Below are 14,737 nucleotides of genomic sequence, written 5' to 3' on the forward strand. Positions count from 1 at the left end.
TTCGGGCGGATTAGCAAAATTTAAAGCAAATTTAGTTAAAATCGCAAAATTTTAAGGAGATGAAAAATGGAGAAAAAGAAGCGAATTTTAGTTAAATTTTCAGGCGAGGCGTTAGCCGGAGATAGCGGTTTTGGCATAGATAACGCGGTGCTTAAATTTATCGCAAAACAGATAAAAGAGCTAGTAGAAAACGGTATCCAAGTGGGTATCGTTATCGGCGGAGGCAACATCATACGCGGAGTTAGCGCGGCTAGAGACGGCATCATAAAGCGCACTAGCGGCGATCATATGGGTATGCTAGCTACCGTGATAAACTCTATCGCGATGAGAGAAGCGCTAGAGAGCGTAGGCCTAGACGTACGCGTACAAAGCGCGATAAAGATGGAGGCTATCTGCGAAACCTTTATCGTAGGACGCGCAAACAGACACCTTGAAAAAGGTCGCGTGGTGATATTTGCCGCAGGCACGGGAAATCCGTTTTTCACCACCGATACGGCTGCGACTTTGCGCGCTATCGAGATTGATTCGGATATGATAATCAAAGCTACGAAAGTAGACGGCGTTTACGATAAAGATCCGAATAAATTCGACGATGCGACGCTGCTAAAAGAGCTAAACTACGAGCTTGCTATGAGCGACGATATCAAAGTGATGGACGATACGGCCATAGCGCTAGCTAAAGACAACTCGCTACCGATCTTAGTCTGTAATATGTTTAAAGACGGGAATTTGCTTAAAATCATACAAGGCGACGAGAGCGCGTTTTGCTCCGTCGTGAGAAATTAAATTTAAGGAGAATAAATGAGATCTGAAGAAGTAGCGGCAAGGGCTTTAAAACTCGTCGGAGACGATAGATATAAGCTTGCTCTAGTCGTAGCCAAAAGAGCCGAGGCGCTAGCCGGCGGAGCAAAAAGTCTGCTTGATATCGATGTTAGCAAGATGAAATTTGCCGATATCGCATTGCGCGAGATAGCCGAGGGTAAAATAGCTTTAGAGGGCATAGTTGAAGCAGCCAAATAGCGGGTTTTTACTAGAGCAGCTAATAGACGACGTGCTTGCATGCAAAGACGTATCGCAGGCGCGTGTGCTACTTGGCTCGCTAGTGTGCTTTACTCCGAATTTAGAGCGCGCCGTCGAGTGCTGCGTCATCTCTCATGCCGGACAGTTTAGAAAAAGCGGCGAACCCTACGCGATACACCCAATCTTAGTAGCCTGCATTGTAGCGCATATGGGCGGGGATGAGGATATGATTATCGCCGCCTTGCTACACGACGTGGTCGAGGATACGGATAGATCGATAGAAAGCGTACGTGAGGACTTTGGCGAAGAGGTAGCAAAGCTAGTCGAAGGACTAACTAAAATCGTAGCTATCAGAGAGGATAAGCTAGCAAGCTCGGAATCAAACGAGCGTCTGGCGGCGTCAGCTATGACATTTCGTAAGATGCTGCTTATATCGATCGAGGACGTGAGGGTGCTCGTTGTGAAGCTTTGCGATAGACTGCATAACATGCTAACGCTACAAGCTTTGCGCCCCGAAAAGCAAAAGCGAATCGCCGAAGAGACGTTGATGGTTTATGCCCCTATCGCGCATAGATTAGGTATCTCGTCCATAAAAAACGTACTTGACGATCTTAGTTTTAAATACGCTTTACCGGAAGAATACAAAAAAATAGACGATTATTTAAACGAGCATAAGCAACAGCTCGTACTAAAGCTAAACGCGTTTACCGATAAAATTTTTCAAATTTTGCTTGAAAACGGTTTTAGCGAAACAGACTTTGAGATACAAAAGCGCGTCAAGCACCACTACTCTATCTATCTAAAAATGCAGCGAAAAGGTATCTCTATAGAGGAGGTACTTGATCTATTAGCCGCTCGCGTGCTGGTTAAGGAGCCGCAGGATTGCTATTTAGTGCTTGGAAATTTACATATAAATTTTAATCCTCTAATATCGCGTTTTAAAGACTATATCGCGCTTCCTAAGCAAAACGGTTACCAAACCATACACACGACGATATTTGATAACAAAAGCATCTTTGAGGTGCAAATTCGTACCTTTGATATGCATAAAACCGCAGAGTATGGCGTCGCGGCGCACTGGAAATATAAAAGCGGCGGCTTTTTAAACCCGAAACTCGACTGGCTAAGCGACATCAGCGGCATAGAAAACGGCATAGAAGAGGCAAACGAGAATCCGGAGGAGCTCTACGAATACGCAAAAGATAGCCTCTACGTAGAAGACGTCGCGGTTTATTCGCCAAAGGGAGATATATTTACGCTTCCTCGCGGCGCGACCGCGCTTGATTATGCTTACGAGATACATACGCAAGTAGGACTATATGCAAAAGAGGCTTATGTAAACCGTATGCGAGTGCCGCTACTAACGGAGCTAAAAAACGGCGACATAGTGAGCATCGTAACGGGCGATGAGCCAAAATACCGTTGTTCGTGGCTAAGCAGCGTAAAAACGGGCAAGGCTAGAGCTACGATACGCTCATACTGCAAGCAAAAGATAAGAGATATAAATAACATGGTTGCGCTTGAGATTTTAAGCGGGATTTTCGGCGTTCCTTCCGAAACTATATCGCAGTGGGTGGATAGCGAAAATTTAACCAAGAAAATTTTTAAGGCCGCATTTGACTCGGTTTACTTACAAGACATCGTAAACGCGCTAAAAAAATACGTAAAAAAAGACCGTCCATTTGCCATCGCACTAACGGATAAATATAACGTAAAAAAGCAAAAATTTGAAAATATCGTGATCTACTCGAATCACAAAATAAATAGCGTAGAGTTTGATTATTGCTGCAATCCAAAACGCGGCGACGATATCGTGGGCTTTAGAAACTACCATCACGTTACAGTTCATCACAAGCTTTGTGAACGGTTTATGAAGCTAGCGGAGGAGAAAAATGAGATGATTTTCGTCAAATGGACGAAGATAGCTCCGCATAGATTTAAGATTATTTTGAGTCTTGAAAACAGGCGCGGATCGCTAGCCGAGTTTTTAACTTTTATGGCGAAAATGCAAATCGACCTCGTAACGATCAGCCTTACTGAAACCAGAGAGGCTACGGCCGATCTTTTTGAGCTAACGATCGAGCTTGGCGAAAATTTAAACGTAAACGAAATAAAAGAGCGGCTAAAAGATCGCTACAAGATCATTGACTTCGTGTCGCTTGACGACGCATACGGACATTAATAAATTTAGGAGAGAAAATGGGCGAAAATTTGAGCAAAATAATGAGCGAGATAAAAAAAGGCGTCGCCGAGATGATAGACGAGGAGCGCATAGAAAATTTAGTAAAAAACTACTACGAAAAAGGCGAAAATTTCTACGTTAAAGCAGGCTTTGACCCGACGGCTCCGGATTTGCACCTAGGACACTCCGTGGTGCTTCAAAAGATGGCTTTTTTACAAAAGCACGGCGCGATAGTGCAGTTTTTAATAGGCGACTTTACCGGGCAAATCGGCGATCCTAGCGGCAAATCGGCGACTAGAAAAAAGCTTGATGCAAACATCGTTAAGAAAAACGCCAAAACATACGAGGAGCAGGTGTTTAAAATTTTAGATCCGAGCAAAACGCGCATAATGTTTAACTCAAAATGGTGTAACGAGCTGGGGGCTGCGGGTATCGTGGAGCTAACTAGCACCTTTCCCGTGGCTAGGATGCTTGAGCGCGACGACTTTGAAAAGCGTCTAAACGCGGGCAGTCCGATATCTATTAGCGAGTTTTTGTATCCGCTTTTGCAGGGTTACGATAGCGTCGCGATGAAATGCGATATCGAAATGGGCGGCACGGATCAGAAATTTAACCTTCTGATGGGGCGAACCTTGCAGCGAGTTTATAACGTCGGTAAAGAACAAGCCGTCATCATGATGCCGCTTTTAGAGGGGCTTGACGGTGTAAATAAAATGAGCAAGAGCCTAGGAAACTATATCGGCGTAACCGACGCACCAAACGATATGTTTGCTAAAACGCTAAGTATCAGCGACGAGCTGATGTGGCGCTGGTACGAGCTTTTAAGCGAAAAAAGTACCGAGGAAATCGCAAATTTAAAATCAGACGTAGCTAGCGGCAAAGCTCACCCAAAAGCCGTAAAAGAGGCTCTCGCGCTAGAAATCACGGCCAGATATAACGGCGAAGCGGCGGCGAAAGAGGCAAATGCCGAATTTGACCGCGTACACTCGCAAAATCAAATCCCTACCGAAATAGCCGAATTTGAGCTAAAAGCGGGCGTTTGGGTGGTAGAAGCTCTAACGGCGTGCGGGCTAGCTAGCTCAAACTCTCAAGCCCGCCGCGATATCGCCGCAAACGCCGTCAGTATAAATCAACAAAAGCTAAGCGACGAGCAGTTAAAGCTAGAAGCGGGCGAATATATCTTGCAGGTAGGCAAGCGAAAATTTGCGAAATTAAAGGTAACGTGATGTCGGTAAAAATCGGAAAATACGAGATAGCTCACCCCATAATCCAAGGCGGAATGGGGCTTGGCATCAGCTGGGATAGGCTCGCCGGAAACGTCAGCCTAGAAGGCGGTCTAGGCGTTATAAGCTCTGTGGGAACGGGCTACTACGAAGGGCGAAAATACATCACCAAAGAGCTAAACGCCAAGCCATACGGTAGCGGAAATTTTTACTCGCGCGCGGGGCTAAAAGCCGTTATCGATAACGCTCGTAAAATTTGCGGCGACAGGCCCCTTGGTGTAAATATCCTATATGCTAGCAACGACTACGATCGCATCGTAAAAGACGCCTGCGACCACGGCATAAACGTGATCATCACGGGTGCTGGCTTGCCTACGAATTTGCCCGAATTTACGGTCGGTTTCCCAGATGTCGCTTTGGTACCCATCGTATCGTCGGCCAAGGCGCTAAAAATCATCTGCAAACGCTGGCAGGGGCGCTACGGCAGGCTTCCTGACGCGGTGGTGCTTGAAGGGCCTCTTAGCGGCGGTCACCAGGGCTTTACCTACGAGCAGTGCCTAGATCCCGCGTATAGCCTAGAAAATTTAATCCCGCAAGTAGCGGCCGAGATCAAAGAGTGGGGAGATATCCCGCTATTTGCCGCAGGCGGCATCTGGGATAAAAGCGACATCGATAGGGCGATTAGTCTAGGCGCAAACGGCGTACAGATGGGCACTCGCTTTATCGGCACTCACGAGTGTGACGCCTCGGAGGAATTTAAGCAAGTACTTTTAAACTGCAAAAAAGAGGACATCGAGCTAATCAAAAGCCCCGTAGGATATCCTGCTCGCGGCGTCAGGACGAATTTGCTAAATTTGGTGGATAAACGCCAAGGGCCCAAAATCAGCTGCGTAAGCAACTGCGTAAGCCCGTGCCAGCGCGGCAAGGAAGCTAAAGAAGTCGGCTACTGTATCGCAGACCGTCTTTACGACGCATTTGCGGGACGAAAAGACACGGGACTGTTTTTCACCGGCGCCAACGGATACAGGCTAAACGAGATCATAAGCGTAAAAGAGCTATTTGAAAAACTGATAAATGGCGAAGATAGTTAAAGTATTTTTAATATTTTTATTCTTTCTTACCGGTGCGGTTTATGCTAGCGCTTTATCGAGTCTAGATAAATTCGATAAAAATTTCGCTAGCGCAAGCAATAAAGATAAAATCGCCATGCATCAAGAACTAAGGACGCTTTACGTAAAATCCATAATGGAAAATAACGTAAATTTAAGAGCCGAAAGCCTAAAAAGGCTAATAAAAAGCTCCAAAACGTTAGGGCTTGATAGCAAGTCTTACGAAAAAGAGCTAGCCGGTATACCGCAGCCAAAGAGCGCTAGCCCTAAACAAGAGTCCAAACCCGCTAAAGAAACCAAAGCAAAAGAGCCGGAGCAAAAAGAGCCGGTTAAATTAAAACAGCTTTCATCCGCTCCGCTATCTAGCAAAAATGCGCAAAACGTAAAGACACAGACTCTATATCTGCTAGAGGCGGCAGATACCGGCGGTAAGCTGGAGCTAAAATTTAGCCGTCCCTTAGACGGCGGCGACGTAAAAAAGACCGATCTAAATCAAAAAGGTTCATATAAAAGCATATATGAATTTAAGGGCATTTGGAGCGGGGGTAAACCGCAGAGGATCAAAAATTATCTAGTCGACGAGATTCGCATTAGCCAGTTTGACGCAAATACCGTTAGGGTGGTGTTCATCGATAAATTTAAGCATAATTTAAAGCTGCGCGTCCAAAATCAATCCGTGATATTTTCAAAAGCAACCGCTCAAAATTCGGACTCTTTAAGCGTTAAAACGCCGGAAAGCAAAAGCAAGGAAAATTTAAAAGCGGCTCAAAAAGCTCAAATAGAACCGAAACAAAACGAAAAAATTCAGCCTAAAAATCAGCAAACCAAAGCCGAGCAAGCCGCTAAATCCGCCCAAAACGACCAAGAAATCGCTCCAAAACCTAAGCCCGAGGAGGAGACGCCCGTTCCTTTGGTAAAAACCCCAAGTACTAAAAAAATCACAAGCGCTAAAGGCAAAGTCATCGTCCTTGACGCAGGGCACGGTGGCGACGATCCAGGCGCCGTAAACGGCCAGCTCAAAGAAAAAAATATCGTGCTAAGTATCGCGCAAAAGGCGGGCAAAGAGCTGCAAGGACGCGGCTACAAGGTTTATTACACGCGCAGCAAGGATAAATTTATCAACCTTCGCGACCGCACGAAGTATGCAAACGACAAGGCTGCGGATCTTTTCATCTCCATTCATGCAAACGCCGCGCCAAACAAGGCAAAGACCGCATCTATGCGAGGTATCGAGACCTTTTTCCTCTCGCCGGCTCGCTCCGAGCGTAGCAAAAACGCCGCCGCGCTCGAAAATAAATCGGACGTCGATGAAATGAACTATTTTTCTAAGCAGACATTTTTAAATTTCCTTAATCGCGAAAAAATCATCGCCTCAAATAAGCTAGCTATCGACGTTCAGCGTGAAGTTTTGGCGCAGGCTAAAACCGTGATACCAAAGACCGCCGACGGCGGCGTGCGCGAGGCTCCGTTTTGGGTACTAGTAGGCGCGCTGATGCCAGCGGTCCTAGTCGAAGTCGGCTATATCACGCATCCTAGCGAGGGCGAGCTAATAAACAACTCAAAATACCAAGACGCCCTAGCCAAGGGGCTTGCAGACGGCGTAGACGTCTATTTTTCAAATCAGCGATGAAAAGCGCGCGAGTTGTTTTTAGAGGCGCCGTCCCGTTTAGTCCCGATTTTGACGACATTTACTTTAACGCAGATGATCCCATAGGCCAGAGCGAGTACGTTTTTAACTCCGTTTTTGATGAATTTTGGGAGAAAAAGAGCGAATTTAACGTGCTTGAGACGGGATTTGGTGCGGGGTTAAATTTCCTCTGCGCTTTTAAAAGATTTAAAAACTCTGATAAATTTTTAAATTTCGTAAGTGTCGAAAAAACGCCTATCGCTAGAGACGATCTAGCTAAAATTTACGCGAATTTTAGCGAGCTTGCGGACGTTTCAGGCGAGCTTTTGGGTGCCTACCCGCCTCTTATTCGCGGATTTCATAGATTAAATTTAGCTCCAAACGTCACGCTTACTTTATGCTTTGGCGATGTGGATACGGTTTTAGACGAGCTTAGCTTTATCGCGGACGCTGTTTTTATGGATGGTTTTGCTCCTGCTAAAAACGAAGCGATGTGGAGCGAGCGGGTTTGCGCTAAAATCGCAAATTTATGCGCTTTTGGTGCTAGCGTTTGCACGTATTCGGCCTCGGGCGCGCTAAAAAGAGCCCTGCAAAATAGCGGTTTTGAGGTAAATTTGCTAAAAGGCTACGGCAAAAAGCGCGAGATGCTACGTGCCAAATTTGCGGGCGAGCGACAAGCTAGAAGCGAGATTTGGTTTAGCAGATTTGATCCCGCCGCCACGATCGCTCCAAAGACGGCGCTAATTATCGGCGGCGGCGTGGCGGGCTGCGTTTGCGCGTTTAAGTTGCGCCAGCGCGGCCTAGACGTCACGATCGCCGAAAAGTGCAGCGACATCGCACTAAACGGCTCCGGAAATCACTGCGGGATCTTGATGCCGCTTATCACGAAACCAACCGTAAATTTAGGCCGCATGCATATGAACGCGTTTTTGCAGGCGGCGCGCTTTTACGGCCAAAACCTCGGCGCTGATGAGATAGAGTTTTGCGGCGCGACGGACTACGCGTACGAGCAAAAGACGCTGGAGCGCTTTTACGAGTGGCACGAATTTGACGCGGATAACGGCGTTTTTGAGCTAAAATTCGATAGCGAGCCCTACGCTAGCGCGTTTATCTTTAGCGGCGCAAAAGCTCGCCCCAGAAAGATGTGCAAGGCTGCAATTGCAGGCATAAAAACGCTTTTAAACTGTGAATTTGAGAACTTTGAGACGCTTGAGAGCGGCGCGGTTAGGGCGCGCTTTAAGGATGGACGAATCATTGACTCCGACGTACTCGTGCTAGCTATCGGTAGCGAGAGTATGGAGCTCTTTGCGGACTACGACATCAGGCTCAGCTCCGTGCGCGGCCAGGTCACGCATATTAAGCCAGCCGTTTGGACGCCTGCGCCCTTTAGCGCTAAAGGCTACGTATGCCCGCCTACCCAAGGCGTGCAAGTGATCGGCGCGACTTATGATAGAAATCTTTTTTTGGACGAGTCGCGCTCTAGCGACGATAAGAAAAATTTAGCCGACGTTGCCGAGTTTTTGGACGGCAAATTTGCAAAAAACGAGTGGCTAAATTTAAACGGAGCGCGGGAGCTAAATTTGACTATCGGCCCAGACGGCGATGCTGAAAATACGGATCGCTTGGAGCTGAGCAAGGGCGGCGTAAATTTAAGCAAAATCATGGATTTGCCGGCCAAAACCGCGAGCAACCCCGTACAGGCGCGAGATGCGTCAAATTTGACTGTGCCTGAAAACAGCTCAAACATCGCAGCTAAAATACCGCAAAACATACGAATAATCGGCTCAAAAGTAGGCTACCGCAGCTATAGCGGCGACCGATTTGCGCTCATCGGGCGACTTTATGATGAGCATTTTTATAAAGATACCTACAAATCGCTGCTTTGGACGAAAGGCAAGTCCAATCCGCATCCAAAATACGTGCCAAACGTCTACGTAAGCACCGCTCACGGCTCGCGCGGGCTTTGTACGGCCGTGCTAGGCGCCGAACTCATCTGCGATCTTATTTTTGACCGTCCGCTTTGCATCGAAAAATCGCTTTTTGACGAGCTTAATTTGGCGAGATTTCTTATTAGAAAGCTTAAAAAAGGGCTAAAATAAGCTTTTTTGGCGCGTCAAGATTTTAATTTAGATATTGCCTCGGTCGCTTATAAATTTGACGTTGCGGCAACTTAAATTTAGCAAACAGCCTTGCTTTGTAAAACGGCGCATCAAATTAGGCGCAATCAAAAACTCGGCTAAGAGCGCGAGCGAAACGGCCTTTTTGCGGGCTGTGCTAAATTTAGCGGCTAAAGCTTAAAGTTTAGGCGCCAAGGCTAAAGATATATCTGCAAAACGGCAAAATATGCCCGTAAACTCGGCTTTAGCCCCACGCCTTGCCAATATAAATCAAAAACCGACAAAGCCTGACTGCGTGATTTGACGAGAGAATTTTTAAGTAGCGCAAACCGTGCTATCTTTTGCCAAGACCGGGCGGATTAAATTTAAGGCAAACGAGAGAAGCTGATAAAATCATCTTTTGAGTCGGCAAATTTTGTTTTATTTCGTAAATTTTATAGAGGTAAAATCCAAAAATGCCGTTGTTTGGGATTTTAAACCAAGATTAGGTCAGGCTAGTCGCTACAATATTTTAAGAGATTTTACGTTAAGCAAAAAGGCGACGCAGTTTGCGGGCGGTAGGATAAATTTAATACAAAGCGATTTTGCGCCGCCTTTGGTTTATGCGGCGAGCCTGCGTTAAATTTGCTCTAGGCCGGGCGCTCGGTAAATCAGGTATAAATTTGTCCAAGCGCCTAAATTTAAGTTTAAAATAAGATAAAGGCGGATTATCGCAGCCGCATGCCAATTAAATCCGCCTAACTCGTCTAAATGCTTGGCGTGGGGTAGGTGCCTGGGATCAAAATATCGTTTGTTACGTCCTTGATATCCCTATGTCCGGCAAAAGCCATCGTCGTATCCATCTCGTTGTATAGGATCTGCAGCGCTCGCGTAACGCCTTCCTCGCCGTATGCGCCAAGTCCGTAAACAGGCGCGCGTCCGAGCATTACGCCTTTTGCGCCCATAGCCCACGCTTTTAGCATATCTTGACCGGTGTAAAATCCGCTATCTATCCACACCTCGGTTTTATCGCCGACGGCTGCGACGATATCAGGTAGCGCCTTGATCGAGGAGAGAGTGCCGTCCATCTGACGTCCGCCGTGGTTTGATACTATGATGGCGTCTGCGCCGTGCTTGACGGCTAGCTGCGCGTCTTCGGGCAACATAATGCCTTTTAAAATTATCTTACCGCCCCAGAGATTTTTGATCTCCTCGATGTCGCTCCACTGCAAGCTCGGATCAAACTGCTCTTTAGTCCATGAGCTTAGCGAGCTTAGATCGCTTACGTTTTTTGCGTGGCCGGCGATATTTCTAAACGTCCAGCGTCTGTTTTTTAGATACCTTAGTCCCCACGGGATTTTCGTGCTTAGATTTATGAGATTTGGTATCGTAAATTTAGGCGGCGTAGATAGACCGTTTTTGATATCGCGGTGGCGATTTCCCAGCACTTGCAGATCGACCGTGACGACGAGAGCGGAGCATTTTGCGGCTTTTGCCCTGCGGATTAGGTCTTTCATAAACTCTCTATCGCGCATAACGTAAAGCTGAAACCAAAACGGTTCGATTCCGGCTTCGACTAGGTCTTCGATCGAGCAGATCGACATAGTAGAGAGCGTAAAAGGTATGCCGAATTTTTGAGCGGCGCGCGCCATATGTATCTCGCCATCCGCCCACATCATACCCATAAAACCCACCGGTGCGGTCATAGCCGGAAATTTTACCTTTTTGCCTAGCAGCTGGGTCTCTAGGCTGCGATTTGCCATATCTACTAGGATTTTTTGTTTAAATTTTATCGGCTCGAAGTCCGTGCGGTTTTCGCGGTACGTGGTCTGTGTCCAAGATCCCGTATCTACGTACTCATAAAACATTTTAGGCACGTTGCGGTAGCACACTTGCCTTAGGTCTTCGATGTTGGTCATCAAAGTTAAGTCTTTCATTTTTTATCCTTTGTAAAAAATTTAAATCGGAGTAATTATCTCTCATTGCCTCTTTTTAAGCAATAAAAGTTATCGTCTAATGTTTTGAATAAAGAAAATTTGAGCTTTATACAGCGTTCTTCAGCAAAAAATTTATCGTTGTTTCGCTTGGTTACTCTTTACGGCATCATGGATACGCCACGGAGCGTAGGTATTTTTTGCTTTTATAGTGTGTAAAATAGAAACAAATTTTGGGTTTAAATTTGACTTTAATGAAATAATACTTAAATAATTAAGCTAGATTTACATTATAATAAAGCAAATCAAATTTAAGATTTTAGAACAGAATTTAAGCCTGCTAAGACGCATTTTAAAGGTAAATCAGTAAAAAAAGAAAATTTTTCGTATAAAATTTGTAAAAAAAATTTTGCGGGGGTAAGCGTAGCGACGAGCATTGGTTTCGTGCGCCTGGTCGCTAACTCGCGCAGGCCGTAGGCTTTTACGATTTTTGAGGCTTATTTTTTAAAGTAAATCATCGGCACGAATAAGGCGGATAATCGGCGGTAGCAAATGGGTTTTGTACGGATGGGGATTAAATTTACGCAAGAAAAATTTGGATTTACGAATAAGATCTAATCAAGACCTTTGCCGTTTTATTATTTTAGCAAAGGCCTTAAGGAGTTAAAGTCTATTTTTTACCTAAAAAGTTGCCTGCGATCCTAAAAATATCGTCCACGATCGAGCCGTCTTTGTTCTGATCCAAAAACTGCGTAAGCATCGACATCATGGAGCCGCTGTCTGCAGAGCCTTGCAAATTTGAGGCTTTTAGCTGGTTGTTTATCATGCCCGCGATCATCGGCGCGATCATCGGTAGCAAGGTTTTGATAGAGTCCGCGCTGATGCCCAGCTGCGAACCCACGTCGCTAGCTAGGGCGTTACTGTTTTCTTTTGAGCCCGTTAGTACGCCTAGTAGCTCGTTACCTTCGGCGACGCTAATGTTTTGCGGGGCGTCAGCCATCTCGTCAAGGTTTGAGCGGCGGATCATCTCTAGGAAATTTGACGAATCCGCGTCAGATTTAAAATTTTCGTTCGCTCTTTGCATGAAAATCGGCGCGACCTTAGAAATTACGGCCTCTACGTCGTTTGCCGCCAGTCCGCTTTTTTGCGACATCGCGTCTATCATACCGCCGGAGTTGCCCAAAAGTAGCTTTAGTATATCCATTTTTATCCTTTTTGATTAAAATTTGCCGCCGCTTGTTTGGGTTTAACGAAACGGCGGCCAAGCAAGCCGAGAGAGCGGCTTATTTGTAGTTTTTGATTGCCGCGTCCAGGATCTCTTTCGCGGCGTCGGCGTCTTTAAATTCTTTAACCTTGACCCATTTGTTAGGCTCTAAAATTTTATAAGTTTCAAAGAAATTTTTGATCTTATTTAGCGTGGCCTCAGGTAGGTCTTTATAGCTTTTGATCCCGTCAAATCGCGGATCGATCTTGGTAACCGGTACGGCCAGTAGCTTCTCGTCCATACCTGCTTCATCCTCCATCACGAGCACGCCGATTAGGCGGCACGGGATCACGCTGCCTGCTTGTAGAGGGTATTCGTTTAGCACCAATATATCGGCAGGATCGCCGTCTGCTGCGAGAGTGTTTGGCACGAAGCCGTAGTTTGCCGGGTAGAACATCGCCGAGTAGAGCACGCGATCGACCACGACCGCGCCGCTATCTTTGTCGATTTCGTATTTTATGTTCGAGCCGTACGGGATCTCGATCACGGCGTTGATTTTGTCTGGGTTTGAACCTGCTTTGATTTTTGAAACGTCCATTTTTATCCTTTGTAAAGCTCCTATCACGCGGCGTTTTGTAACAAAACGCTTTGAGATACTTGCCTTGAAATTTGAGTAAGAGATTATATAAAATCTCGGCTAAATTTGGAGTAAAACGAGAGCTTTTGCTAGCTAAAATTTGGCTGGCTTACGGCGGTAAATTCGCTTTCTTAAAATTCGGCGAACAGCGAGATTTATAGGCTGTAAAATTTAAAGGCGGCACTGTCGTAGCGGTACTGTTTTAGATTTTAATCGGCTTCAACAAACGACGGATTTGGATTGCGCTTGGAAATTAGAATGTTGCTGGTTAAATTTACGTTTTGCGGATTAAATTTAAAGCGGTAAATTTAAGATAAATTCGGGCGGCGAACCGCCCCAAAATTATTTGATTATTTCGATACTTTTTACGTCGATAGAGGTTTTAGTAAAGTCCTTATCAACCTCACCGTAGATGCGCACGGGCGTGTTTTCATCGACGGTTATGCCTCTCCAGTCCTTGTGATCGATCTCGACTTCGATCGCGTCGCCGTTTCTATCTACGAACTGATAGTGCTCCGGGCGAAACTCGGAGACGATCTTGCCCTCAAGTGCGACGCGAGCGTCATCCGGTAGCGCTAGGGCTTGTTTTACCGTGCTTGCGCTCAAGGCGCCTTTGCCGACGAAGCCGCCTTGATTTGCCGTGCCTTGCGCGTTTGAGCCGGTAAATCCGCCCGCCGCAAACATAGCGCTTGCAAGAGCCGCTGATAAAACTATTTTCTTAAACATTACGTATCCTTTAAAATTTTATGTGATTTTTGTGAAATCATAGTGCGGATTTTAATGATATTCCGTGAATTTTTTGTTAATTTGGATTTATGGGAAGCTTAAATTTAGAGCCTAGCTTGAGGCTCTAAAAAATATTTATAGGCTATTTACGAGAGCTTTGACGTCGGCTACGATAGGCTCGATCGCACGCTCGCCGTTTACGACGTGAAGTAGGCCTTTTTCTTTGTAAAATTTACGTATCGCCTCGATCGGCTCTAGATAAACCTTCATGCGGTTGTTGAAAACCTCATTGTTGTCGTCGGCTCCGCGCGCTCGTCCGAGTACTCTCTCGCGTGCGACGGCTTCGCTAACGTCCACTTCGATCACGCCTTTTAACGCGATCTCGTTTTGCGCGGCTAGCACCTTGTCTAGCTCGGTCATCTGCTCGACGCTGCGCGGGTAACCGTCGATGATGACGTTTGATTTGTCCGAGCTTTTGATCGCTGAGACGATCGCGTTTACGACGACGTCAAGCGGGACTAGGTTACCCTTTGAGATGAATCCGTCGATTAGTTTGCCAAGCTCTGAGCCGCTGGCAACCTCTGTGCGGAGTAGATCTCCGGTCGAGAAGTGCGCAAATTTGGCGTCCTCTTGTGCGATTAGCGATGCGTCGGTGGTTTTGCCCGAACCCGGAGCGCCGATGATTAAAAATAGTTTTTTCATAAAATTTCCTTTAAAACGGCTTGCCTTTTTCTACTTATACTTCGTTGAATTTTAATTTTTAAGCTCGATGAACTATATGTTCTATCTACGCTTAAAAATTAAAATCCGCCTCGTCTAAGCGAAAAATACTTCACCTTCATTTTTGTTATAAAAAGTTAAAGCAGAAATATCTTACGACGATTTTAATGCTTTGCTTTTTCTTTCAATAAAAAATAAAATCAACTAAATTTGAAGCGGAAGTATCGCCAAGCTAGACAAGGCGGTTTTAAAATTTAAG

General features: G+C 45.9%; 12 protein-coding genes. 7 read left to right on the forward strand and 5 right to left on the reverse strand.

Annotated features, from left to right (window positions below; all coding sequences use genetic code 11):
- Window positions 1-66: 66 nt before the first annotated feature.
- The 7 genes from pyrH to mnmC are packed head-to-tail and all read left to right on the forward strand — an operon-like array spanning window position 67 to window position 9,260.
- Window positions 67-786: a UMP kinase gene (gene pyrH, locus QZ157_RS04720; RefSeq protein WP_295142506.1), complete on the forward strand. Its 720-nt coding sequence runs from the start codon at window positions 67-69 to the stop codon at window positions 784-786.
- A gap of 15 nt (window positions 787-801) precedes the next feature.
- Window positions 802-1,020: a DNA-directed RNA polymerase subunit omega gene (locus QZ157_RS04725; protein ID WP_295142509.1), complete on the forward strand. Its 219-nt coding sequence runs from the start codon at window positions 802-804 to the stop codon at window positions 1,018-1,020.
- Window positions 1,004-3,202 (forward strand): RelA/SpoT family protein, encoded by a 2,199-nt coding sequence (locus tag QZ157_RS04730; RefSeq protein WP_295142512.1) that lies wholly within the window; start codon window positions 1,004-1,006, stop codon window positions 3,200-3,202. Before QZ157_RS04725 ends, QZ157_RS04730 begins: the two co-directional genes overlap by 17 nt.
- A 17-nt stretch (window positions 3,203-3,219) precedes the next feature.
- Window positions 3,220-4,428 (forward strand): tyrosine--tRNA ligase, encoded by a 1,209-nt coding sequence (gene tyrS / locus QZ157_RS04735; RefSeq protein WP_295142515.1) that lies wholly within the window; start codon window positions 3,220-3,222, stop codon window positions 4,426-4,428.
- Entirely contained in the window at window positions 4,428-5,516 is a 1,089-nt protein-coding gene (locus QZ157_RS04740; RefSeq protein ID WP_295142517.1) for a nitronate monooxygenase family protein, read from the forward strand. Before tyrS ends, QZ157_RS04740 begins: the two co-directional genes overlap by 1 nt.
- The gene (locus QZ157_RS04745) at window positions 5,500-7,164 is read left to right on the forward strand and encodes an N-acetylmuramoyl-L-alanine amidase (protein WP_295142520.1); all 1,665 of its coding nucleotides are present in this window, start codon (window positions 5,500-5,502) and stop codon (window positions 7,162-7,164) included. The genes QZ157_RS04740 and QZ157_RS04745 overlap by 17 nt, the downstream gene beginning before the upstream one ends.
- Window positions 7,161-9,260: a bifunctional tRNA (5-methylaminomethyl-2-thiouridine)(34)-methyltransferase MnmD/FAD-dependent 5-carboxymethylaminomethyl-2-thiouridine(34) oxidoreductase MnmC gene (gene mnmC / locus QZ157_RS04750; protein ID WP_295142523.1), complete on the forward strand. Its 2,100-nt coding sequence runs from the start codon at window positions 7,161-7,163 to the stop codon at window positions 9,258-9,260. Before QZ157_RS04745 ends, mnmC begins: the two co-directional genes overlap by 4 nt.
- A gap of 764 nt (window positions 9,261-10,024) precedes the next feature.
- Here mnmC and QZ157_RS04755 read toward each other — a convergent pair.
- From QZ157_RS04755 to QZ157_RS04775, 5 genes are all read right to left on the reverse strand, one after another.
- A complete protein-coding gene (locus QZ157_RS04755; RefSeq protein WP_295142525.1) occupies window positions 10,025-11,194 on the reverse strand; it encodes an alpha-hydroxy acid oxidase in 1,170 nt (389 codons plus the stop codon).
- Between the two features lie 667 nt (window positions 11,195-11,861).
- Window positions 11,862-12,395, reverse strand: a complete 534-nt coding sequence (locus QZ157_RS04760; protein ID WP_295142528.1) for a DUF937 domain-containing protein — start codon at window positions 12,393-12,395, stop codon at window positions 11,862-11,864.
- A 79-nt stretch (window positions 12,396-12,474) separates the two neighbouring features.
- Complete coding sequence (gene ppa, locus QZ157_RS04765; RefSeq protein WP_295142531.1) at window positions 12,475-12,993, reverse strand: inorganic diphosphatase; 519 nt, start codon at window positions 12,991-12,993, stop codon at window positions 12,475-12,477.
- Window positions 12,994-13,374: 381 nt separating this feature from the next.
- The gene (locus QZ157_RS04770; protein WP_295142533.1) at window positions 13,375-13,758 is read right to left on the reverse strand and encodes a NirD/YgiW/YdeI family stress tolerance protein; all 384 of its coding nucleotides are present in this window, start codon (window positions 13,756-13,758) and stop codon (window positions 13,375-13,377) included.
- 135 nt (window positions 13,759-13,893) lie between these two features.
- The gene (locus QZ157_RS04775) at window positions 13,894-14,460 is read right to left on the reverse strand and encodes an adenylate kinase (RefSeq protein ID WP_295142536.1); all 567 of its coding nucleotides are present in this window, start codon (window positions 14,458-14,460) and stop codon (window positions 13,894-13,896) included.
- Window positions 14,461-14,737 lie beyond the last annotated feature (277 nt).

This window comes from uncultured Campylobacter sp., from assembly GCF_905372745.1.
In the GTDB taxonomy this organism is placed as follows: Bacteria; Campylobacterota; Campylobacteria; order Campylobacterales; family Campylobacteraceae; genus Campylobacter_A.